The 22,854-nt window shown below is 43.1% G+C and carries 20 protein-coding genes; all 20 read left to right on the forward strand.

Features of this window, described 5'->3' with window-relative positions:
- The first annotated feature begins 22 nt into the window (after nt 1-22).
- Nucleotides 23-1,633: a hypothetical protein gene (locus B0I21_RS08470; RefSeq protein ID WP_133640050.1), complete on the forward strand. Its 1,611-nt coding sequence runs from the start codon at nt 23-25 to the stop codon at nt 1,631-1,633.
- Nucleotides 1,634-1,900: 267 nt separating this feature from the next.
- Nucleotides 1,901-2,644 carry a tyrosine-protein phosphatase gene (locus B0I21_RS08475; protein WP_133640051.1) on the forward strand — a complete coding sequence of 248 codons (744 nt, stop codon included), beginning with the start codon at nt 1,901-1,903 and terminating at the stop codon, nt 2,642-2,644.
- A gap of 46 nt (nt 2,645-2,690) precedes the next feature.
- Nucleotides 2,691-3,482, forward strand: coding sequence for a polysaccharide biosynthesis/export family protein (locus tag B0I21_RS08480; protein WP_133640052.1), 792 nt, complete (start codon nt 2,691-2,693; stop codon nt 3,480-3,482).
- A gap of 51 nt (nt 3,483-3,533) precedes the next feature.
- Nucleotides 3,534-5,906 carry a GumC family protein gene (locus B0I21_RS20375; RefSeq protein WP_133640053.1) on the forward strand — a complete coding sequence of 791 codons (2,373 nt, stop codon included), beginning with the start codon at nt 3,534-3,536 and terminating at the stop codon, nt 5,904-5,906.
- A gap of 21 nt (nt 5,907-5,927) precedes the next feature.
- Nucleotides 5,928-6,878: a GDP-L-fucose synthase family protein gene (locus B0I21_RS08490; RefSeq protein WP_133640369.1), complete on the forward strand. Its 951-nt coding sequence runs from the start codon at nt 5,928-5,930 to the stop codon at nt 6,876-6,878.
- A 109-nt stretch (nt 6,879-6,987) separates the two neighbouring features.
- Nucleotides 6,988-8,103, forward strand: a complete 1,116-nt coding sequence (gene gmd, locus B0I21_RS08495) for a GDP-mannose 4,6-dehydratase (protein ID WP_133640054.1) — start codon at nt 6,988-6,990, stop codon at nt 8,101-8,103.
- 60 nt (nt 8,104-8,163) lie between these two features.
- A complete protein-coding gene (locus tag B0I21_RS08500; RefSeq protein ID WP_133640055.1) occupies nt 8,164-9,708 on the forward strand; it encodes an aldolase catalytic domain-containing protein in 1,545 nt (514 codons plus the stop codon).
- Nucleotides 9,698-10,393 carry an acylneuraminate cytidylyltransferase family protein gene (locus B0I21_RS08505; RefSeq protein WP_133640056.1) on the forward strand — a complete coding sequence of 232 codons (696 nt, stop codon included), beginning with the start codon at nt 9,698-9,700 and terminating at the stop codon, nt 10,391-10,393. The genes B0I21_RS08500 and B0I21_RS08505 overlap by 11 nt, the downstream gene beginning before the upstream one ends.
- Nucleotides 10,371-11,000: an HAD family hydrolase gene (locus tag B0I21_RS08510; protein ID WP_243835995.1), complete on the forward strand. Its 630-nt coding sequence runs from the start codon at nt 10,371-10,373 to the stop codon at nt 10,998-11,000. Before B0I21_RS08505 ends, B0I21_RS08510 begins: the two co-directional genes overlap by 23 nt.
- A 39-nt stretch (nt 11,001-11,039) precedes the next feature.
- Nucleotides 11,040-12,056 carry a polysaccharide pyruvyl transferase family protein gene (locus tag B0I21_RS08515; RefSeq protein WP_133640057.1) on the forward strand — a complete coding sequence of 339 codons (1,017 nt, stop codon included), beginning with the start codon at nt 11,040-11,042 and terminating at the stop codon, nt 12,054-12,056.
- 41 nt (nt 12,057-12,097) lie between these two features.
- A complete protein-coding gene (locus B0I21_RS08520; RefSeq protein ID WP_133640058.1) occupies nt 12,098-13,408 on the forward strand; it encodes a lipopolysaccharide biosynthesis protein in 1,311 nt (436 codons plus the stop codon).
- On the forward strand, nt 13,405-14,655 hold the full coding sequence (locus B0I21_RS08525; protein WP_133640059.1) for a glycosyltransferase family 4 protein: 1,251 nt from the start codon (nt 13,405-13,407) through the stop codon (nt 14,653-14,655). Before B0I21_RS08520 ends, B0I21_RS08525 begins: the two co-directional genes overlap by 4 nt.
- A 21-nt stretch (nt 14,656-14,676) precedes the next feature.
- A complete protein-coding gene (locus B0I21_RS08530; RefSeq protein ID WP_133640060.1) occupies nt 14,677-15,450 on the forward strand; it encodes a hypothetical protein in 774 nt (257 codons plus the stop codon).
- The gene (locus B0I21_RS08535) at nt 15,447-16,709 is read left to right on the forward strand and encodes a hypothetical protein (protein ID WP_133640061.1); all 1,263 of its coding nucleotides are present in this window, start codon (nt 15,447-15,449) and stop codon (nt 16,707-16,709) included. The genes B0I21_RS08530 and B0I21_RS08535 overlap by 4 nt, the downstream gene beginning before the upstream one ends.
- 60 nt (nt 16,710-16,769) lie before the next feature.
- Entirely contained in the window at nt 16,770-17,852 is a 1,083-nt protein-coding gene (locus tag B0I21_RS08540) for an acyltransferase family protein (protein ID WP_133640062.1), read from the forward strand.
- A 7-nt stretch (nt 17,853-17,859) separates the two neighbouring features.
- The gene (locus B0I21_RS08545; protein WP_133640063.1) at nt 17,860-19,008 is read left to right on the forward strand and encodes a glycosyltransferase; all 1,149 of its coding nucleotides are present in this window, start codon (nt 17,860-17,862) and stop codon (nt 19,006-19,008) included.
- 3 nt (nt 19,009-19,011) lie between these two features.
- Complete coding sequence (locus B0I21_RS08550) at nt 19,012-19,569, forward strand: LbetaH domain-containing protein (RefSeq protein WP_133640064.1); 558 nt, start codon at nt 19,012-19,014, stop codon at nt 19,567-19,569.
- Nucleotides 19,559-20,473 (forward strand): glycosyltransferase family 2 protein, encoded by a 915-nt coding sequence (locus B0I21_RS08555; protein ID WP_133640065.1) that lies wholly within the window; start codon nt 19,559-19,561, stop codon nt 20,471-20,473. The genes B0I21_RS08550 and B0I21_RS08555 overlap by 11 nt, the downstream gene beginning before the upstream one ends.
- Nucleotides 20,474-20,558: 85 nt before the next feature.
- Nucleotides 20,559-21,464 (forward strand): glycosyltransferase family 2 protein, encoded by a 906-nt coding sequence (locus B0I21_RS08560; RefSeq protein WP_133640066.1) that lies wholly within the window; start codon nt 20,559-20,561, stop codon nt 21,462-21,464.
- Between the two features lie 8 nt (nt 21,465-21,472).
- Nucleotides 21,473-22,711 carry a WcaI family glycosyltransferase gene (locus tag B0I21_RS08565; protein WP_133640067.1) on the forward strand — a complete coding sequence of 413 codons (1,239 nt, stop codon included), beginning with the start codon at nt 21,473-21,475 and terminating at the stop codon, nt 22,709-22,711.
- Nucleotides 22,712-22,854: the final 143 nt, after the last annotated feature.

The following is a 22,854-nucleotide window of genomic DNA, read 5'->3' on the forward strand; positions in this document are numbered from 1 at the left end:
GGGCATTTAAATTATCGTGATTATGAAATTCAAGAAATTAGCAATATATACCATGGCGTTTACTCTTTTAGGAGCAGTGGCGTCATGTGAAAGTCCACTAAAGGACTTTAATCTGCAGATCAGTACCGAAGTGATTAAGCACTCGGCAGTTCTGCAGGTAGCGGGAGCAGATGGCTCAGATGTGGGCAGCGCCACGATTCGTTTAATTGGTGGCGATGTAGATGATATATACAATTTGGAAGGTAGGAAAACCTTTCAATTGACCAATGGTTTTGTAGAATTTGGTGTGAATCCAAACCGTGAGGTGATGCCCGGTGCACCCGTTACTTTCCAAGTGGAGATTGCGGCAGCAGGGTATACTACACAAATAGTGACTGTAGCTATCAGCAATGTAAACAATGGTGTCCAAGCGGTGCGCTTAGTTAGGCCTATGAATCTTCCAGATGGTGCGGCTTCCAATACACAGACAGTTGCTTTGGGCGCTAATGGTGCAACCACCTCGGCAGTTACTGTTGGCGCTTCCGATAATTCTTCCGGGGTCGAGATCAGTATCGCTATCCCAGCAGGCACACAATTCTTAGATGCTAATGGCAATGTTATCCAAGGCGGTACGTTGACCGTAAACACACTTGGATTCGACGCATTGAGCGAAGAAGCTTTGGCTTTATTTCCAGGTGGAAGTTTGCAGGCAGAAGGGGTGATCGGCCCGGACGGCTCTACAAGTTCCGGCACGTTTAATCCTGCAGCTGCGACAACCATCGATATGAATGTAGGCGGCGTAGCAGTTCGCCAATTCAGCCAACCGATCCAGATAACGATGGACGTTAGTCCAGACTTCCAGCTGAGCACAGGTGCAGCACTAAGCCCAACTACACAGCTTGTATCGTATAGCTTCACGCCATCAGATCCTGTTTGGACCTATCAGCAGACAGCGACGGTAACAGGTTCTGCGGGTTCAGGGTATAACTTGAGTTTTGCAACAGACCACTTAACAACCTTTGTGGGCGGAGAGTTTATCGAATCTTGTGCGGCTGTCAGCGAAATTACGTTTACGGGCGAATGGATTGCCCAAGGCTTTACCTATCCTGTTACGGTAGAAGCGTTGCACCACGGACAGTTAATCAGTACACGTACATTCTCGGTAAGCCAAGGCAACCAAACTATTGCATTGCAAAATTTGCCTGCTAACGATGTGACAATTGTCGTGCGCAATACAAGCGGTACAGTCGTAGCGCAAGGACCGTTGGCCGCATGTGGTACCACGACCCAACTTGCGATACCAAATCCACCAGGCACCTTCGTAACCTTACAGTTATATGTTCGCTGTCCAACGAATACTACGCCCATCACGTTATTACCAACATTCCAGATGGAGTACCGCGTAACCGGAACATCACGCTGGTCATACTTGGGTGAAGTCAACAACGGATTCTTATCTACCACTCTTTTAAAAGCAGATGGAACGCGCTATGATTTCCGCGCGACATGGAAAAACAGAACGAAGGTTGTAGGTGCTAAAACCGTTACAGAAAGCAATATAGCAACGGTCGGTATACAGCCGGGTGATATCATCGGTGAGAAAGCAGGCGCTACAAACTTGGCGATCTTGACCGAGGAGTGTAAAGGCCTATAATACAATATAAAAACGGCTCGTAAGAGCCAGCAAGATCTCAAGTGTTAAACTTGTAATTGTAGGGGAATATCCCGGCAGGTCGCTCCTGCCGGATATTTCTTACGATAAGCAGGGAAACGCTGGAGCCTGATCAGGATAGCATAGTGCTGCTTCGGCATAGGCTTCTCGAAAAAGTCGAGTAGACAACGTAAGCGTCCTATCGGTCTTAACAATTTTAAAAGTAAAGGAAGTCGCGCTAGGTGCGGACTCGCTTTAAAAAAAACAAACATGTTTAATATCTTCAACCGAAACCCAAAAACCAATACGCTAGAATGGCTTCAGGTGGATATGCATTCGCATATTTTGCCGGGTATTGATGATGGGTGCAAAACGGCAGAAGATAGTTTGAGTTTGTTAAGCCGCTTATCAGCCTTAGGTCTGCAGACCTTCTATTTTACCCCGCACATCTATCAGGATATGTATCCAAATACGCACAGTAGTATAGATGGAGCTTATGCGACGCTGCAGCAAGGCAGCCCATCCGATAGTTTTGCTGGTTATGCTGCTGAGTATATGGTCGATGGTCATTTCGAACGTCGCTTAGAACGCGAAGAGGAACCCCTTCTTACATTGCCCGGCAAGCATGTGCTTATTGAGATGTCTTATATCCAAGAAAGCAAAAACATTGAAAAAGTCATATTCGATTTACAGATCAAAGGATACCGGCCAATCTTGGCGCATCCTGAGCGTTATGTATTTTACCACGAAAATCCTAAAGCCTTAGAGCGTTACAAAGATTTAGGCTGCCTCTTGCAGTTGAATATCTTGTCCATTTTTGGCTATTACGGATCACGTGAGAAAAAGACAGCGAAATATCTGCTGGATCGTGGACTTATTGATTTTGTAGGGACTGATGCGCATCATGAAAGACATGTGCAGATGCTAGAAAGAGGTCTTAAAAAGGAAAACATCAAACCCTATTTTAAAAAGTGCAGTCTTAAAAATCAGCTGCTGATTCACTGCACAACATAGCACAAATTTAATATACGACTACAACTACAATACAAGAATTATTAACATGAAAAACAATCCCGACACCAGAAAGTACTCCACCCTATGGTATGGCTTTATTGCCTTATTTTTTCTTAACAGTTGCGCCGTTAAAAACATTCCCTATTTTCAGGATTTGCCGGTTGATTCTGCTCGCATCACAAAGCAAGCGGCAGCGTTTACCGAACCTGTTATTCAGTTTGACGACATATTAAGCGTAACTATCCAAACCATTGATCCGACAACGGCAGCTGTAGCTAATCAGGCAATTAATGAGAGCGCGGCAAATGGCACATCGATACAGCAGATCACCGGATTTTTGGTGGATAAAAACGGAAGCATTCAAATCCCCATGATAGGCTCCGTACAGGTTGCTGGATTAACAACCTATCAGGCGAGAGAGCGTATTCTAGAGCAGGCTAGACAGTTTTACAAAGAGCCCACCGTGCACGTTCGTTTTGCGAATTACAAAATAACCGTGTTGGGAGAAGTTGCTCGCCCGGCCGCTTACACCGTGCCGAATGAAAAGGTTTCCGTACTGGATGCAATCGGTCTAGCCGGAGATTTGACCATTTACGGAAAACGCGAAAATGTTCTGTTAATACGCGACAAAAGTGGAGAGAAAGAGTTGGTACGTTTAAATCTAAACGATTCGAAACTTTTTCAATCACCATACTTCTATCTAAAGCAAAATGACGTCATCTACGTGGAACCTGGTAAAGCAAGATCCGAGATGAATAATGCGTCCAGGACACAGACATTTGCTTTAATAACTTCTTTGGCGACAATAATCACGCTTGTTTTAACTCGCTTCTTTTAATATTAGCGTCAGCTTTTATCTATTGCAACACGTTGCATCTTAAGAAAATTTATGAAGAATACTAAAATTGATTGGGAAGACGAAGTAGGGTCTGAAAGTCCAAAATCAGATAACAAAAAGCTCCATATTTTCGTTGGGAAAGTTTCTGCTAATTGGCATTGGTTTGTTTTGTGCGGTTTGCTCGGGTTTGCTTTAGCTTTTGCAAAAGCACGTTACAGCGTACCATCATACAATGTACGCGCGAAACTCATCGTATCTGACGATCAAAAAGGGGGCGACCTTTCCTCTTCGGCATTAGGCGAACTGTCTGGGTTGATGAATACAAAGTCTTCCGTCGACAATGAAGTTGAAATTTTAAAGACGGGCGATTTAATGCGGGAAGTTGTATTGCAGGAGAAATCCTATATCAGCTATTTCCATGTGGGCAGCATACATAACGTGCCGGTCTTACAAACACCATATACCGTTGAATTGTTGAGTGATCCCGATTCTATCAAATCCGTCGTTGAAATAAAAGTTAGTGGCTTAGAAGGGGAAAACGTGCAGTTGTCACAGGGAGAGCGTACTTCGGAAATCGCGCTAAATGCCGTGTTTAGCTTGGACGGTGTTGGAAAAATGCGCATTACCCGATCTTCCGCAAACCTGGAGAACCAGGAGGAATATTTGATTCGTATCGTGCCTGTAAGGTCTGCTGTGGCGGCGCTAAAGGCGTCGTTGAATGTGTTTGTCACCAATAAAAACGTTTCCACAATAGATTTAACGATGGTTCATCAAATTCCTTCTCGGGGAGAGAAATTGTTGAGAACCTTGATTGACAAGTATGTCGAGCGTAACCTTCATGACAAAAACGTCGTGGCCGATTCGACGCTATCGTTTATCAATGCCCGTTTAAGCCGAATCACAAGTGAACTTTCTGGTGTAGAAGATCGCATATCGGGCTACAAAAGAAATACGCAATTGTCAGATATTGGAGAACAGAGCCGTATTTTGTTGGAAAACTCATCCGGTTACACGAAGAGCATTGCCGAGGCAGAAACACAACTTTCTGCTTTGGATGCCATCAGCTCCTATCTGGCAGATACGCGTAACCCTCGCGTCGTACCGTCTTCCGTTTTGTCACAAGACGGTACCTTCGCAGCATTGACAACAAAATACAACGAACTGGTCTTGCAGCGTGAACGTCTCTTATTGGCGAATACGGAAGACAATCCGCTGGTGATTAACGTTACCAATCAAATCGCTGGTCTACGGAATGACATGATTGCCAACGTAGCCTCGTCGCGCCGACAATTAGAATTAGCAAAACAAAACCAAGTTCAACTGTCGAATCGTGTCACATCACAGATACAACGCGTGCCAACCATCGAGCGCGGGTTTATCGACTTAGCCCGTTTGCAGCAAATCAAACAGGCGCAGTATATTTTTCTTCAAGAAAAATGGGAAGAGACAGCGATCAGTAGAACCGCCAATGTATCCAACTCGAAAATCATTGATTCACCAAAAGCAGACACCGCCCCTTTTGAGCCGAAGACAACGATCATGTATGTATTGGGTATTTTCTTTGGGTTACTTATTCCCGCATTGGTCATCTGGTTGAAAGATCTATTGAATGTGCGTATACGTAATCTGGACGACGTAAAAGTATACAACCAGTTACCTATATTAGGTACCATATCGCACTCCGATGAAGCTGAGCAAATCGTTGTGACGAAGACATCGCGCTCGCCCATTACCGAACAGTTTCGCGCGATGCGAACCAATTTAGAGTTTGCACTAAATGGTGGGAAATCGATATTGTTTACCTCCTCCATGTCGGGGGAAGGCAAGTCCTACGTAGCACTCAACTTGGCGGTCACACTTGCACTACTTGATAAGAAAGTTTTGATTATGGAATTGGATTTAAGAAAACCATCCATCACGGCCAAACTTGGACTGCCATCCGGCAAAGGTTTTTCGCACTACATTGTTCGTTCGGACATGCGTATAGAAGAAATCATTATGCCATCTGGAGCGCACGAAAATGTAGACCTTATTCAAGCGGGAGCTATTCCTCCAAATCCAGCAGAGTTGTTAGTGCATAGCCGCATGCAAGAGCTCATGCAAGAACTTGATCAACGCTATGACTATATATTGATGGATGCGCCGCCCGTAGGAATGGTGACTGATGCCCAACTTTTGGCACGTTATGCAGATTGCTGCCTGTACCTAGTGCGTCAGGGCTTTACCTATAAAGAGCAATTACGCATTCCTAATGACCTCGTTACCGCCAATAAAATACAGCCAATCCAGTTGGTTGTGAATGATGTACAGAAGAAAGGCGGTTACTACAGTGGCTATGGTTACGGCTATGGTTATGGCTACGGCTACGGCGATTACGGGCAGGAAGGCAAGCGTAAGAAGCGTTGGCAATTTTGGAAAAAGTAACGATTTCACTTAGAGACCATGATCAATAAAGAAACAAAGATATTTATCGCAGGCCATCGAGGCATGGTTGGCGGTGCCATCAAAAGAAATCTGGAACAAAAAGGCTATAGCAATTTGATCGTTCGCACATCTTCCGAATTAGATTTGCGCAACCAAGCCGATGTGGCCGCTTTTTTCGAAAAAGAAAAGCCGCAGGTAGTGGTGGATGCAGCGGCCCGCGTAGGTGGTATTTTGGCAAACAATAATTTTCCGTATCAATTTTTAATGGAAAACATGCAAATTCAGAATAATTTAATTGATGCCTCGTTAAAGACGGATGTGCAGAAGTTTATTTTTCTAGGTTCTTCCTGTATCTATCCAAAATTTGCACCTCAACCGCTTAAAGAAGACTATCTTCTAACAGATAGTTTAGAGCCTACCAACGAATGGTACGCCGTTGCCAAGATAACGGGTGTGAAAGCCTGTGAAGCTATTCGCAAGCAATTTGGTAAAGATTACGTAAGCTTAATGCCAACTAACCTTTACGGCACGTATGACAACTTTGATCTCCAAACATCTCATGTGCTACCTGCCATGATCCGTAAGTTTCATGAAGCCAAAGAAAGCGGCCACCTGCCTGTTACCCTTTGGGGCTCGGGCACACCGATGCGCGAGTTTCTTTTTGTCGATGACTTGGCGGAGGCTGTGGTTTTCGCTTTGGATAATGCATTGCCAGATTATCTATATAACGTTGGAACAGGGGTCGATTTGACGATCAAGGAGCTGGCCGAAGTCATTCAAAAGGCCGTTGGCCACGAGGGCGAAATTATCTGGGATAGCAGTAAGCCGGATGGCACACCCCGTAAATTAATGGACATTTCAAAAATGCACGCTTTGGGTTGGAAGCACAAAGTCGAGCTGGATGAAGGAATTGAAAAAACCTACGCCTGGTTCTTGCAGAACACACAAAATTATAAAGAAGTAAAGTTATAAAAAATAGCGCGTCATGGCGAAGCGTGTAGCGACGCGGAAATATCATAAAGTCAACATAGGAAGTATCTCAGTACGCATACTAACTACTACATACTAAAATACGAAAAAAATGAAATCAGCACTAATAACCGGAATTACAGGACAAGATGGTTCTTACCTGGCAGAGCTATTGTTAGAAAAAGGGTACATGGTACATGGTATCAAGCGTAGGGCATCTTCCTTTAATACGCAACGTATCGACCACTTATACATTGATCAGCACGAACAACATGTACGGTTCAAATTGCATTATGGTGATTTGACGGATTCTACGAATCTAATCCGCATTATTCAGGAAGTGCAGCCCGACGAGATCTATAACCTTGGCGCAATGTCACATGTGAAAGTTTCTTTCGATTCCCCGGAATATGTCGCCAACGTCGACGGTATAGGCACGTTAAGAATTCTGGAAGCGGTTCGCATCTTGGGCTTGGAGAAAAAGACCCGTATCTATCAAGCTTCTACCTCAGAGCTATACGGTGGTTTGCCTGAAAATAAAAATGAAAAAGGTTTCTATGATGAAAATTCACCGTTCTATCCACGCTCTCCATACGGTGTAGCCAAGATTTACGGTTTCTGGATTACTAAAAACTACCGTGAAGCTTATAATATGTACGCTTGCAATGGTGTGTTATTCAACCACGAATCACCGCGTCGGGGCGAGACCTTCGTCACCCGGAAAATTACCATGGCTACCGCGGCAATTGCTTTAGGCAAACAGGAATGCTTGTACTTGGGCAACTTGAATTCATTACGCGATTGGGGCCATGCGAAAGATTATGTAGAAGCTATGTGGCGCATTCTACAGCAAGATGTGGCGGAAGATTTTGTTATTGCTACTGGGGTAACCACCTCCGTTCGTGACTTTGTACGGATTGCCTTTGCCGAAGTGGGCGTTGAGCTGGCTTTTGATGGCGAAGCAGAAAACGAGGTGGCCACCGTTGTTTCTTGTTCAAACCCGGACTATCAGCTGGAAATCGGCAAAACCATTGTAAAAATTGACCCAACGTATTACCGGCCTACAGAGGTGGATTTGCTGCTGGGTGATCCTACAAAATCTAAGACAAAATTAGGCTGGGAACCACAGTATGATTTAGCAGGGCTTGTCAGAGAGATGGTTGCTTCCGACCTGGAATTGGTGAAGAAAGAATCGTATAATGCTCAGTGGGAGCATATTGTCGGTTAAAAAAATGCATCTGCCGCGGCAGGCGGCATTAAAATATTTTAACACTTAATAGTATTCCCTATGATAAAGATATTAGACTGTACACTGCGCGACGGAGGTTACTATACCAATTGGGATTTTAGTAAAGAGGTTGTCGATAACTACATCAAGCATACGAACAATTTGCCTATAGACTACTTAGAAGTAGGTTACAGAAGTAAGCCAATCGATGGCTACCTAGGGAAGTACTTTTATATGCCCGTCTATGAATTGGCTCATATCAAATCCAATACGCAGAAAAAGCTTGTTATCATTTTGAATGAAAAAGATGTTCGCGTGGAAGATCTGGAGGAGTTGTTGAAACCTATTCAAGGCATCGTTTCAATGGTCCGCATTGCGCTGGATCCACAGCAGCTGCTGCGTGCAGTGCGACTAGCTGAAGCAATAAAAACCTATGGTTTCGAAGTGGGATTTAATGTGATGTACATGTCGAAGTGGAAACAGTATGACGATTTCCTAAACAATCTTGTGCATGTCAATGGTGTAGCAGATTATTTTTACATGGTGGATTCCTATGGCGGTGTTTTTCCGGCAGATGTCAAGGAAACGATCGCCCTGGTGCGCGCTAAGGTTGATGTGAAGCTAGGTTTTCATGGCCACAATAATTTGGAGCTAGCGTTGATCAATAGCTTGACAGCCATGGAAGAAGGCGTCGAAATTATTGACTCCACCATTTTGGGAATGGGGCGCGGTGCCGGAAACCTAAAAACAGAACTCTTTTTAACGGCGTTAAATAGCCAGCATGGCCTTGATCTAAACTTCAACGCCCTAGGCGACGTGGTCGATGCATTTTCGGCATTGCATGAAAAATATAATTGGGGGACGAATCTTCCGTACATGATTTCTGGGGGAAACTCATTGCCGCAGAAAGATGTGATGGACTGGGTAACCACACGTTTTTACTCATTCAACAGTATTATTCAAGCGCTACAAAACCAGAAAGAAAAAGTAAAGGACAACGAGCAACTTCCCGTATTCAAACCGCAGAGGCCAACAAAACGTGTGGTTGTGATTGGTGGCGGAAAAGGCGCATATGAACACGTTGACGCTGTCAAAGAGTTTATCCGCAACGATAAAGATGTGACTATCGTTCATGCCAGTTCGAAGAATGCATTAGCCTATCAAGATCTTGAAAACGAACAAATTTTTTGTTTAGTGGGCAATGAAGGCCATCGCATGGAAAAGGTGTTTGATGATTTGGGCAATTTTGGTGGCCAGACCATTTTGCCGCCATTTCCGCGTAAAATGGGAACGTATGTGCCTAGCTGCGTCAAAGACAATAGTTTCGAATTAGAAAGTGTGACCTTCACCGATAAATATCAAGATTCACATACCGCGCTAGCCCTACAGATCACGCATGACTTGGGAGCAGAAGAGATTTATTTGGTAGGCTATGATGGCTATAACGATTTTCCGATTGCTGAAAAGGAACGTCAATTGACAGCGGAAAACGAGTTTTTATTTAATCGTTTCTTGGAATATAGCAACAAACAGGTACAAGCCATTACACCAACACGCTACGATATTCCTATGAACTCAGTTTACAGCATGATATATGACAAATAAGGTAAGCTTTTTCCTGCCCACGCGTAAAGGGAGCCAACGCGTAATCGATAAAAATACCCGACCATTCGCGGGTAAGGATGGCGGTTTACTTCGCCATAAATTGGAACAACTCCTGCAAATGAAAACGGTGCATGAGATCGTGCTTTCCACGAATGACGAAACGTGTATTGAAATAGCCACCTCCATACCTGGAAACTTGGAGAAGCTGGTCATTGACAGTAGGCCAGATCACCTTTGCTTGGATACAACCAATCTGAGTGATCTTATTGCCTATGTCCCTCATGTCGTCACAGGCGATCACATCATTTGGGGGCATGTTACCACTCCCTTTGCAGATGCCCCTACCTACGATCGGGGAGTGACAAGCTACTTGGAGGGGCTGGAGCAGGGATTCGATTCGTTAGTAAGCGTCGAGAAATTCAGAAATTTTCTGTTGGACGAGGAGGGTAAGGTCGTAAATAATACTACACCGATACCCTGGCCACGCACGCAGGATCTGCAGACATTATATGAGATCAACCACGTTATGTTTATCACCAGCAAGCAAATCTATCAGCATGAAGGCAATAGGCTAGGTGCAAAACCTTTTCTTTTTGAGATGGATAAGATGGAGTCTTTCGATGTGGATTGGGAAGAAGATTTTAAAGTTGCGGAATTAATGTATGGACATGTTCAAAAAGTATAAGGTTCTTCTTTGGGATTTTGATGGCGTTATCATGGATTCCATGCCAATTCGCGATTTGGGATTCCTGGAAGTTTTGAAAGAATATCCGCAAGAGCAGGTTGATGCGCTTATCGCCTTTCATCAACGAAATGGGGGGCTATCGCGCTACGTAAAATTTCGGTATTTTTTTGAGCATATTCGGGGTGAATCCATCACAGATGACGAAGTGTTGCGTCTAGCTGGAAAGTTTTCAGAAGTGATGTTGTCCTTATTGATTAACAAAGACCTGTTAATCCAAGATTCCGTTCAATTTATCCAGGATAATCACCAAAACTATGCGATGCATGTCGTATCAGGATCTGACGGACAAGAGTTGAATTACATCTGCGAGCAACTGGGGCTTGATAAATTTTTCCGATCCATCCATGGCTCACCTACGCCGAAAAAGGATCTGGTTCGTCAGGTTTTATTGGATAACGGGTACAATCCTGACGAAGTGGTATTGATCGGAGATTCCGTAAATGACCATGAAGCGGCGCAGCATAATGCCATTGATTTTACAGGGTACAATAACGTACATCTGCATGGATTAGGAAGCTACGTAACGAGCTTTGATAGCTTAGTTTGAGCTAAACAGGAAGTTTAAATATTTTTAAAAACAATAAAAATGAAGATTTTAGTTGAAAATTCGACTTGGAACAATGTCGGAGACGGTTGGTATCAATACTCCCTGTATTTTCTGTTAAAAAAACTCTACCCAGATAGTAAAGTGATAATGGGCGAGGGGCCAATAAAACGATCATTCAGGATTCGTTCGGAAAAGCAACTAAGTAATGCCCTGAATCTTTTGGACTGGCAGGACGCCGACCTCCATGTTTTTTCGGGGCCGATGTTAAAATCATTGATTGCTGACTACGGAACGAAAATCAAAAAGATAGTAGAGTCAGGAAAGCAGTATGCATTTATTAGTGTTTCTGGCGCCAATGAGGCATCCACTAAACAAACATTGGATGATGCAAAAGACTTCCTGAAAAAATATCCACCCGTTTTCTTTTCTTCCAGAGACTCATTCACCTACAACATCTTTAAAGATGCTGTACCCAATGCATACGATGGGATCTGTACCGCTTTTCTTGTTGATTTGACGCTGGAGCTGGATACCTTCAAAATGGACAAACCATTTTTCGTAAGTTCTTTCTACATGGAAAATGAACCCGATTTTAATGTTGATCCATCAACGACCTTATCGATAGAAAATTTAGAAGTCAAGCATAGAAAGAATAAATGGGGTTTGCCCTTCAAATATGCTCGCCATTTAAATTACACCTTGCCACAACAGGCAGAAGTAGGAGGTCATCAAATCGTTCGACTTATCCAGAACTTAAATACAAAATTCAACCACATCAATTTCGCTATGCCGAATAGCTTTATGAGTTTCAATCCCATTACCTATCTAGAGGTGATCAAATCGGCAGAATTTGTGGTTTCGGACCGTGTGCATGCATGCGCGACTTCTTTAGCATGTAATAAGCCTGCGAGGTTCCTTTTCGACACGCCGCGCGCCGTCATTTTTGATCGATTAGGATTTGACTATAAGTCGAATAAAGGCATCATGTATCCCAATATGGACAAAATTGCGGAAGAGAAATCGAAGCTTGAGGATAAAATCAAGCAGTATATTTAGAGGGCACGCTTTACAGGCACACAAGCTTAAACACAGAAACCTTGTCACTAACAAAAAGAAATATCATTAAAAATGGGATATCCACCGCCGGGCAAAAAGGGGTTAGGATATTGGAACAATTATTCCTGGTACCCTTTTTTATTTCCCAGTGGGGAGCGGCATATTATGGTGAATGGTTGACGTTAACGATTGTTCCATCCGTTTTAGCATTTACCGATTTAGGGATGGGTTCAGCAGCAGCAAATGGATTCGTCCTCAAATACGCAGCCGGCGAACGGCAGGAAGCCAGAAATATGGGGTATACCGGCTTTTTGGTCGTGTCTGCTGTCATTCTCGTTTCTGTACTATTAGGGGCGATCGGCATCGCGCTGGCCTATCATTTCAATTGGTTGAAAAACTCACTCATCCCGCAAGATGAAGCGCTCACAGCCCTAGCTTTTATGATCCTGTCCAAGGTGTTGACCTTTTACATGGAGCTTTTTGAAGCCCGGTTCAGAGCCGCACGAAAAGCGGTGTTAGGTATCAATCTCAGTACGGTGAACAGTTTGCTGAATATTGGAGTGGGGCTTACGGTGCTTATGCTCGGCTATGGTGTAGTGGTTTATGCAATTAGTCAGTTTGTGATTGCGCTACTCTACAACGTTCTTTATGCCTTCATCGCCAATAAAATCTTGGGCTTACGGAAGCAATTTAAAGCAACCTACAATGCCGTATACGCCAAAGCTATTTTAGCAAAAGGCCTAGGGTATATGATGTCGCCATTGTGGCAAGCGGTTTTGTTTCAAGGCACCACCTTTGTGGTTCGGATTGCGTTAGGGCCTGAATCCGTTGCCATTTTCAATACCGTGCGGACACTCTCTCGTTCGGTAAACCAAGTTTACAGCATTGTAAATGCGAGTATTTTTCCAGAGCTGCAATATGAGATTGGTGCTGGAAATTTGCCGAAAGCTAAGGGTATCCTAATGGGGTCGATGAAAGTCACGGCCATCCTTGCGGTGCTCGGTGTGCTTTTTATGTCTGCATTTGGTTTGCCTATATATAATCTATGGACAGATAACGCCCTCCAGCCATCCTATACCATGTGGTATTTCTTTATCGCCGCTACAGGCTTCAACGCCATATGGTGGACCTCGGCTGTCGTCTTTCGGGCCACGAATAAACCCTATCAACTATCTTTTGCAGGGTTGATATTCTCCGTACTCGCGATAGGATTCACCTACGTTGGTGCTAAATTTTGGGGACTACAGGGAGCCGCTCTCGGAAGTTTATTGTTTGAAGTTTGTATGGCGGCTTATATCCTTCCAAAAAGCTTTTTATTAATCGAAGGTGCCAAACTAGAATTTACATCATGAAAAGAATTATCATAGCCCACGTATCAAAACAACATTCTTTTCACACGGCAGTTGCCTTGAAGAGGGCCGGTATGTTATCAAAGTATATAACAACGGTTTACGACAAGCAAAGTTCGTTAACGGGGAAGGTGAAAAAACTTTTGAAAGGGGCTACTCTCAATAAAGCAAGTACCCGCCGCTCGGCCGAACTGGAGGACGATTCTGTGCTTCTTATTGGCGAATTCTTCGGTTTGTTGCGCATCTTTTTAAGACGATTTAAAAAGATTAACATCGATGCTTTCGTCATGGACTATTTTGGAAGAAACGTAGCGAATTACGTCATCCAAGAAAAGCCCGATGCAGTTATTCTATACGATGGTGTGGGGAAAAAATACATCGATAAAATAAAGAAGAAATCTCCAAATACTAAGGTAATTATGGATGTCACCATCTCCTCACGCTTGTATATGAAAGAAATATTTGAGGAAGACATGAGGTTGTATGGGCATGATAAGTTTTACAAGCAAGAAGCTAGTCTGTGGAATGAAGAACATCTACGCAATGTTCGCGACGACTTTCGGCATTGCGATTATTATTTTGTTCCTTCCGAGGTGGTCAAAAGAAGTTTGGTTGCGGCTAACGTACCGCTCTCTAAATTAGTTAAGATACCGTATGGCGTGTCTGTGCGCGATTTTTCCTTTCACGAGAAGCCTCAGAGACTTGCTACAGAGCCGCTGCGACTACTTTTCGTAGGTGGCGTAATGCATAGGAAAGGGATCCATCACCTTTGTGAGCTCGTCTCCATGTACAATGAGCAAGAGGTTATTCTAGAAATTGCCGGGGGGGTGGTAGCCTTTGAGGACACGCCGGAAAAATACCACGAGCGTAGTAACATAAAATTTTTAGGCTTTGTTACGCGCGACCGCATCGCAGAGAAATTCAAGCATGCTGATGTGTTTATCCTTCCTTCTTTGGGAGAGGGCTTGGCCTTGGTTATTTTAGAAGCGCTAGCCACAGGCACACCTGTACTCACTTCGAATTTATCGGGAGGGAATGATGCCGTGATCAATTATGAAAATGGGATTGTGTATGATTACAACCAACTGGAACAATTGGCGCAAGCTATTGAATGGTTTAGATCCAATAGAGACAAGATTCCGGCAATGTCAAGAGCCGCTCGGCGGACCGTGGAAGAAGAATATTCATGGGAAAGATATTACGAAGATGTGGTTCGTAAAATGAATAATATTTTAGAAGTAAATCAGTAACAAATGGGGTTTTGGGAATATATGATAAAAAAAGATGCTCAGATTTGTTCGGGTATTGATTGGGCGTTGGGCGTTAAGGCTTCACTAAATCCTAAAGTGCAACATGTACTTAAACGCATGGATAAGTTGCCCAAAGCCGGGCCAGGACGGGAAGCATTAGTCATTCTAAATGGTCCATCGCTGAAGGAGCAAGATATCACGCAGATTCACGAGAATGTAGATTTGGTATTTGTTAATAGAGGATTTATGCATCAAGATTTTGCACGCGTAAAGCCGAGATATCATGTGTTTGTGGATCCTAAAATGCTGACAGGCGAGTGGTCGTTGACTTGGATTGATGATATTGTTGCTATGGTGCCTGATATCACCATAGTGTTGCCGGTCACTTGGGCGTTTCGTCCCGAATTTAAACGGTTTATAGATAACAACACGAAAATACATTGGATTCCCGATTTTAAAAAATGCTATTGTGTGGGCGTTTCGGGAAATTGCTTTGACTTCTTGGCCAGCCAAGATTACAAAACTATTTATTTCACGGGTTTTGATGCCAATGGTCTGCCGCTGGAGATGCTGAATGTTTCAAACAGTCATTTTTACGGAAAGAATGAGGAAAACTTAACGAAAACAAGCAAGGAGTATGTGCGGGATCTGTATATGTTTTCCAGACACTTCGCCGATCTTAATAAGATGTCAAATTTATACAAAAAAAGAAATATCCGACTGGTTAACCTAACACAGGGTGGCTTGTTGGATATGTTTGAGCGAGAACATATACGTATTTTAGATAAAAGATGAGCGTAATACTGATTTGGATTTATGTACTACTGAATGTATTCTTTATAGTTCGCTATTTCAGAATAAAGAGTGGCACGTTTCAAGCTCCATTTTTGATGGCGGGTGTCTCGCTGGGCGTATTGCTGCCACAGCTTACCACCTACTACCTCAGTCCGGTATACGATAACGAACTGCTGTACTTACTATTGTTTGTCATGATAACAGGTAACGCCTCTTTCGTGTACGGCTTTGAACGCGGAAAATCCAGGGCAATTCCAAAATCCATCATGACGCTCAATATGAATGATACGCTTGTTTATCTCAACCTGTTCTTTGCTATTTTAGGCTGTCTCAGCGTTTTGATATACCGCGACGATAATTCCGATTTTGTAATAGGGGCGTTTCTTAAAGCATTTGCACAATTCAGCTTTTTCACTTCGCTGATCCTTGTCGTCTACTACAAGCCCAATACTTTTGTATACCTCGCTTTGATATTGTCCTTTGCGACCATCTTCAATTTTGCATTTCTAGTAAAAGGGTCTAGGTCAGACTCTTTACTGTTAGGTCTCGCGATCCTATTGTTCCTCAATTTTTATAAGGGTTTTAATAAAAAAGTAAAATACTTCACTCTTGGCATGTTTCTTTTTGGCGCCGTGTTTAGTGCGAGTATCACCATGATCCGAAATTATATTAAAGATGGTGAAGCTTTTGGTGATTCGTTCTATGAAAATTTTACCGAATCTTTCTCCGAGGATGGAACAGAGCAAACTTTGGGGATGGATATAGCAAATGCTGCGAAAGGAATAGCCTATTGTTGGGAAAACATGGAGTATGATTACGGCCTGCAGCTGTGGAATGGCTTTGTTTACAACTTTGTGCCGAAGAGGTTGGTCGGAGAGGACATAAAAAATTCGTTGACCTATGAAAATGGCTACACGCAAAAGCTTCCCACTTGGACACATGGCGTTACTACCATGACGGGGTATGCCTCCGCTTTCGCATCCTTTTCCGTCTTCTCATTTTTATTCTTTTTCGCGGTAGGATACATCTATGGATGGATATGGAAATATTCGGCATACTCCACGTACTACCTATTGCTCTATTTCTGGCAAGTCACCTGGTTGCACGCCTTCTTTTCGCACGGGATGCAATTGTTTTTCGGGCGCTTAGAAAGCTTTTTTATCTTTTTATTCCCCATTTTAATCTTATTTGGATGCCTACGGCAGCGGAAGATGGTTGCAAAAAGATCGCAGGCACGCGTACAATTAGAAATACACTAAGATGAAAACAACCTCAGCGTATCACTCCAAATCATTCGCATCAATTCATTGCTCATTACTATGGAAATAAAAGGATATTTAAGTAACAAGCTGAAGGTGTTTTCCTGTATAGCAACCTTACTCGTGCTCTATATACATTCTGGATTTCATCAAAAAGAAATACAGGGCATGGACATCAATTTCTACGTTCAAGCCATTATCAGCGGTAAAATTGGAAGAATGGCTGTTCCATTTTTCTTTATAACCTCTGGGTTTCTATTTTTTCTAAAGGTTAATCAGCATATCCAATCCGTGTTTGTCAATCAAAGAAAGCGGGTCCGGTCTCTGCTCTTGCCCTATGTCTTCGCCTGTATTTTTTTCGTGTTAACCTATTCGCTGTCGATAATCCCTGCACTATCCAAATTCTTTAATGGCGCTCCAGATTATTTTTCGGAAGATTTTAATGTGTTTCGGTTCTTAAGAAGTGTTTTTTGGATGAACGAGGGGCGAGATTCGCCACTCGCATTTCAATTATGGTATTTAAGAGATTTGATATTGTTGGTCGTTATCTCTCCCCTTATCTATTTGTTATTGCGGTATTTAGGCTGGTTGGTTATACCGCTTTTGATTTTTCTGCTATTTAGAGAGATCCATTTTCCCCATCTGCCAACAAGTATGTCCACATCATTCTTATGGTTTACGTTTGGCGGATTGATAGGGTTTAAGCATGTTAATATCAATTATTTCCGCACAAAGTGGTCATGGTTATTCATGCTGTTATTTATTTCAATCGGTATGATCGAGCTTTGTTTTCCGTTAATCATTCATCTGCCATTCTACAGCGATAATGTGGTGATTTTACTGGGGATTATTGGCTGTTGGTTATTCTACGACTATGTAAGCCAAAACAGCGCCCTCGCGCCGAAGCATTCCCTGATCTTGCGGGCCAGTACATTTACCTTTTTCGTATATCTGTATCATGAACCCACCATTAATATTATTAGAAAACTCATCGTAATTGGAGTAGGAAAAACATCATTTGGCTATCTACTCTCTTACTTAATCTCTCCACTGTTGTTTTATCTTTTTGCAGCCATAGTTGCCATTTACTTAATAAAGATTGTCCCTGCTTTCTATAGGTTGCTAACAGGAGGGCGCATTTAACATTGTTATGAAGGACCGTATCCAAGTATCGCTATTAACATCATCCGTTTCACGAAATGCCGGTGGGCTTTTTGACGCCCTGAAGGATATGTGTCTGGTGTTAAGAAACACAATCGATATCACCATCTTTTCGTACCGCGATGAGCATACGGATAGCGATATCCATCAATGGGAGGGTATTCCAATCAAACTCTTCGACGCTAAAAATTTCTTCCAGTACTCGGCAGAGATAAAGGAGGCTATACTGGCGCATAACGCCGATATATTACACGTGCATGGGCTGTGGCGCTATCCGCACGCATTTATTTCCACATGGAAAAAGCACACCGGGAAACCCGTCGTTGTTACTCCGCATGGCATGTTAGATCCCTACATTTTGCAGAACCAAGGGCGTTTAAAAAGAATCGTTGGCGATGTGTTATTCGCAAAAAAGGCCTTTCGAAACAGCGATTATTTTCAGGCGCTATCGCAAAAGGAATGGGAAGACATTCGGGAATACGGATTAAAACAGCCGATCACAAAAATCCCGAACGGAATTAATCTACCGGCGGAAGCGGATGCGGTAGCTCCGTCCGATGGGCGTAAAAGCTTACTGTTTTTGGCTCGACTGCATCCCAAAAAAGGGGTAGACCTGCTGATTGAAGCTTTTGCGAAAGTCAGGGAAACCCATCCTGATTTAGTTCGTCATTGGGTGCTGGATATCGTCGGTTGGGCACAAGAAAATTTTGATGAGAAGCTAAAAGATCTTGTTAAACAATACGAACTCGAGGGACAGGTGATCTTTCATGGAGGTCTTTTCGATAACGAGAAAAAACGGATGTATAGACAGGCATCCGGGTATATTCTTCCTTCCCATGGAGAAGGTTTACCGATGACCATTCTAGAGGCATGGGCATACAAGCTTCCGGTTTTAATGACGCCGATGTGTAATTTGCCTGAAGGTTTTGAAAGCAAAGCAGCGTTGCAGATCGATACCGATGTGCACACGATCGCGAACGCTTTATCCACATTTTTTGCGATGCCAATCGAGAAGCGGCAAGAGATCGGGCAGCGTGGCTATCAGCTCGTGAGCGACCATTTCACTTGGGAAAGTTCCGCGAAGAAGTTGCAAGACCTTTATGAAATTATCGTGCGTTCGAGTAATAAAAAGATTTGAGATATGAGTGAACTGGACATTAAAGCAAATCGGAAAGATTTAAAGTATTCCAAATGGGTATATGTGAAACGGATATTATGGAGTTTCGCTAAGCCCTTTTTCAGGTATTCGCCGCGGACAGCGTTTGGCTATCGCAACTTTATATTAAGGCTATTTGGAGCTAAGATAGGCAAGCAAGTGCATATTTATGCCTCTGCTCGGATAACGTTTCCATGGAATCTCACCATCGGAGACTGGAGTGCAATTGGCGAACATGCATTTATATACAATCTAGGCCCAGTTACCTTAGGGGAGAAGGTAACCATCAGTCATATGGCGCATGTGTGCGCTGGAACGCACGATTATACAGATCCTTCGTTGCCATTAATCCGGCCGGCTATAAAAATTGAAGACCAAGTTTGGGTGTGTGCATCAGCATTCATTGGGCCGGGGGTAACAGTAGCTGAAGGTAGCATCATTGGCGCATCCGCAGTGTTGACTAAAAACACCGAAAAATGGAGCATATACGCCGGCAATCCGGCAAAATTTATTAAACTCAGAGTATTAAGCAATGGTTCATGATCAGATAACCACCGTTATATTAACATATAACGAAGAGAAGCATATTCAGCGTTGCATTGAAAATGCGAAGCGATTTTCGGAGACTATTTTTTTGGTTGATTCCTTTTCTAGTGATCGAACCAAGGAAATCGCGGAATCTATGGGCGCTATCGTCTACCAAAATAAATGGGAAAATAACTACGCAAGGCAGTTGAACTGGGGTTTGGATAACCTACCTATAAAAACACCCTGGGTTTTTCGATTAGATGCCGATGAATATTTATCCGATGCACTTATTGATGAAATCCATGAAAAGTTTCCAACAATGGCGGATAATATTTCGGGTGTAGTGATGGAAAGAAAGATGATCTTTTTGGGTAAAGTTATCAACCGTGGAAACGTGCAATGGAATATGTTGCGCTTGTTTAAGTACGGTAAAGGCATTTGTGAAGAGCGTTGGATGGATGAGCATATCGTATTGACGGAAGGAAAGTCTGTTCAATGGAAAAATTGCTTTTACGACGATAACTTGAATCCCCTAGGGTGGTGGATTTCGAAGCATAATGGGTATAGCATTCGTGAGGCGGTAGATCTTTTAAATATAGAGTTAAACTTCCTGCCGGAAAACAATTCGCATCTTTCTGCAGAGATGTCAAAAGATGCCGAAGATAAGCGACTAAAAAAGCAAAGGTATGCCCGTATGCCTCTATTTTGGCGAAGCTTTAGCTATTTTATTTACCGCTATTTTTTTAAGCTCGGTTTTTTAGAAGGAAAAGAGGGCTTTCTATGGCACACCATGCAGGGGCTGTGGTATCGTAGCCTTGTCGACGCAAAAGTATACGAGGTAAAAAAGCACTGTGGCGATAATCCGCTTAAGATCAAAAAATTTGTTAAAGAAAATTATAATATAGACTTGGGCAGCTAGCTTTCAGGAAAGAGAGAGCATACTGCAGGAAACATGATGGACGAATTGGGAAGCGGAAAACCTACTTATTTAGAAAAAGTTGAAAATGAAAAATGTTAATATAGCTACGATCATCTTGACCTATAACGAAGAAAAGCATATCCAACGTTGCGTACAAAATGCACAACGCTTTTCACAGGAGGTATTTCTGGTTGATTCTTTTTCTACTGATAGGACGAAAGAAATTGCCGAGTCTATGGGGGCTATCGTTTATCAAAATAAATGGGAGAATAACCACGCAAAGCAATTTAACTGGGGTCTGCAAAACCTCCCCATATCCAGCGAATGGATATTCCGATTAGATGCCGATGAATACCTGTCCGATGCGCTGATCGATGAAATCCATACGAAGTTCCCGAGCGTTTCACCTGAGGTATGCGGAATCGTTATGGAACGTAAAATGATCTTTTTGGGGAGAGCGATCAACAGGGGAAATGTGCAATGGAATATGCTCCGCTTATTCCGCTACGGCAAAGGGTTTTGTGAAAACCGTTGGATGGATGAGCATATCGTGCTGACAGAGGGCTTGTCCATACAATGGGAGCACTGTTTTTATGACGATAATTTAAATCCACTTGGATGGTGGATCGCCAAGCACAACAACTACAGCATAAAAGAGGCGGTGGAGCTACTAAATTTTGAATTTGACCTTGTTCGTCATGAAAAAAGCTACGGCATGCTGTCTAAAGATGCTGATGAAAAGCGGGAAAAAAAGGAGAAGTATGCAAAAATGCCGTTGTTCTGGCGAAGCTTCATTTACTTCATCTTCCGCTACATATTTAAATTGGGCTTCTTGGAAGGCAAAGAGGGTTTTCTGTGGCACTTCTTACAGGGATGGTGGTATCGCACCCTGGTCGATGCCAAAGTGTATGAGATAAAAAAACATTGCGGCGAAGATCCCGCAAAAATTAAGCAATTTATTAAAGAGAATTACCAAATAGATTTGAGCTAGCGAAGCATATGAGGATATTAATTCACGGCATTAATTATGCGCCGGAACTGACCGGAATCGGGAAATATACAGGAGAGATGGCCGAATGGCTTGCCGCTCAGGGGCATGATGTGCATGTGCTCACGGCATTGCCCTACTATCCAGAATGGGAAATCCATCCCGACTACAAGAATAAAGGTTGGTTCATGGAAAATCGCAATGCAGTCAAAGTGCATCGGGTTCCGTTGTACGTGCCGAGAGAGGTTACCTCGATCAAGCGTATCTTGCATGAGTTTTCTTTCCTGGCATCAACGATCCCATTTTGGATAAAAGCGCTGTTTTCCAAGAAATTTGATGTGCTGTTTTGTATTGCACCACCGTTCCATTTATCATCATTCCCTTGGTTGTACAAAAGTATTCGTAAAGCTGTTTGGATAAACCATATCCAAGATCTACAGGTTGATGCGGCAAAAGACCTGGGTATGATCAAAAACAAGACTTTCCTTGACATCATGTTTGGGCTGGAACGCTTCTTTTTAAAGCGAGGCACGCGCGTATCCACCATATCAGAAGGCATGCACAACAAAATTGTGAAAAAAGGAATTGCGCCTGCGAAGATGATGTTCTTCCCAAATTGGGTAGATAGCACCGTCGTTTTCCCATTACCTCAAGAGCAATCGTTGAGACGAGAAATGGGTTTTACCAGCACCGATAAAATCGTGTTATACAGTGGGAATCTTGGAGAAAAGCAAGGGTTAGATGCCATTATACGCGCAGCATCTGCTTTCAAAAACGATCCTACGATCAAGTTTGTAATCTGTGGATCCGGCGGCGGTAAAGATAAACTGGTGCAGCAAACCGAAGAAAGTTTACTTTCCAATGTATTCTTTTTTCCATTGCAACCCTATGCGAAGTTATCCGCGCTCTTGGCCATGGCTGATGTGCATTTGGTGTTGCAAAAAGCGTCAGCAGCTGACTTGGTCATGCCGAGTAAGCTAACAGGGATACTAGCTGCGGGGGGCTGCGCTCTAATTACAGCAAGCGAAGGCACCACCTTATACGATGTTGTACATCAATTTCAGATGGGCATATTGGTGCAACCCGAAAACGATCACGCCCTACAAGATGGCATCCGTATAGCTTTGTTTAACGATACCATAATATACAAGGAAAATGCACGAAACTATGCCCAACAGTATTTAGAGAAAGAGCAGATTCTGCGGAATTTTGAGCAGAACGCAAGTAAGTTGGTATTCTATCAAAAATGATAGGCGACCGTATCTGAAAAATAACCGCCGGGAAATAGCGCTGTACATCATGGGCATAATCCACACAGCGGCGGATAACGTAACATAAAGCATGCAAGAAACAGTTAATTATTGGAGTATATAAAATGTCCATAGCGGCCAGA

This window comes from Sphingobacterium paludis (assembly GCF_004364125.1).
GTDB lineage: Bacteria > Bacteroidota > Bacteroidia > Sphingobacteriales > Sphingobacteriaceae > Sphingobacterium > Sphingobacterium paludis.

Excerpts from the sequence above, each read along its gene's own strand:
- B0I21_RS08470 (WP_133640050.1), top strand. The coding sequence starts at position 23 with ATGAAATTCAAGAAATTAGCAATATATACCATGGCGTTTACTCTTTTA.
- B0I21_RS08475 (WP_133640051.1), top strand. The coding sequence starts at position 1,901 with ATGTTTAATATCTTCAACCGAAACCCAAAAACCAATACGCTAGAATGG.
- B0I21_RS08480 (WP_133640052.1), top strand. The coding sequence starts at position 2,691 with ATGAAAAACAATCCCGACACCAGAAAGTACTCCACCCTATGGTATGGC.
- B0I21_RS20375 (WP_133640053.1), top strand. The coding sequence starts at position 3,534 with ATGAAGAATACTAAAATTGATTGGGAAGACGAAGTAGGGTCTGAAAGT.
- gmd (WP_133640054.1), top strand. The coding sequence starts at position 6,988 with ATGAAATCAGCACTAATAACCGGAATTACAGGACAAGATGGTTCTTAC.
- B0I21_RS08500 (WP_133640055.1), top strand. The coding sequence starts at position 8,164 with ATGATAAAGATATTAGACTGTACACTGCGCGACGGAGGTTACTATACC.
- B0I21_RS08505 (WP_133640056.1), top strand. The coding sequence starts at position 9,698 with ATGACAAATAAGGTAAGCTTTTTCCTGCCCACGCGTAAAGGGAGCCAA.
- B0I21_RS08510 (WP_243835995.1), top strand. The coding sequence starts at position 10,371 with ATGGACATGTTCAAAAAGTATAAGGTTCTTCTTTGGGATTTTGATGGC.
- B0I21_RS08515 (WP_133640057.1), top strand. The coding sequence starts at position 11,040 with ATGAAGATTTTAGTTGAAAATTCGACTTGGAACAATGTCGGAGACGGT.
- B0I21_RS08525 (WP_133640059.1), top strand. The coding sequence starts at position 13,405 with ATGAAAAGAATTATCATAGCCCACGTATCAAAACAACATTCTTTTCAC.
- B0I21_RS08530 (WP_133640060.1), top strand. The coding sequence starts at position 14,677 with ATGATAAAAAAAGATGCTCAGATTTGTTCGGGTATTGATTGGGCGTTG.
- B0I21_RS08535 (WP_133640061.1), top strand. The coding sequence starts at position 15,447 with ATGAGCGTAATACTGATTTGGATTTATGTACTACTGAATGTATTCTTT.
- B0I21_RS08540 (WP_133640062.1), top strand. The coding sequence starts at position 16,770 with ATGGAAATAAAAGGATATTTAAGTAACAAGCTGAAGGTGTTTTCCTGT.
- B0I21_RS08545 (WP_133640063.1), top strand. The coding sequence starts at position 17,860 with ATGAAGGACCGTATCCAAGTATCGCTATTAACATCATCCGTTTCACGA.
- B0I21_RS08550 (WP_133640064.1), top strand. The coding sequence starts at position 19,012 with ATGAGTGAACTGGACATTAAAGCAAATCGGAAAGATTTAAAGTATTCC.
- B0I21_RS08555 (WP_133640065.1), top strand. The coding sequence starts at position 19,559 with ATGGTTCATGATCAGATAACCACCGTTATATTAACATATAACGAAGAG.
- B0I21_RS08560 (WP_133640066.1), top strand. The coding sequence starts at position 20,559 with ATGAAAAATGTTAATATAGCTACGATCATCTTGACCTATAACGAAGAA.
- B0I21_RS08565 (WP_133640067.1), top strand. The coding sequence starts at position 21,473 with ATGAGGATATTAATTCACGGCATTAATTATGCGCCGGAACTGACCGGA.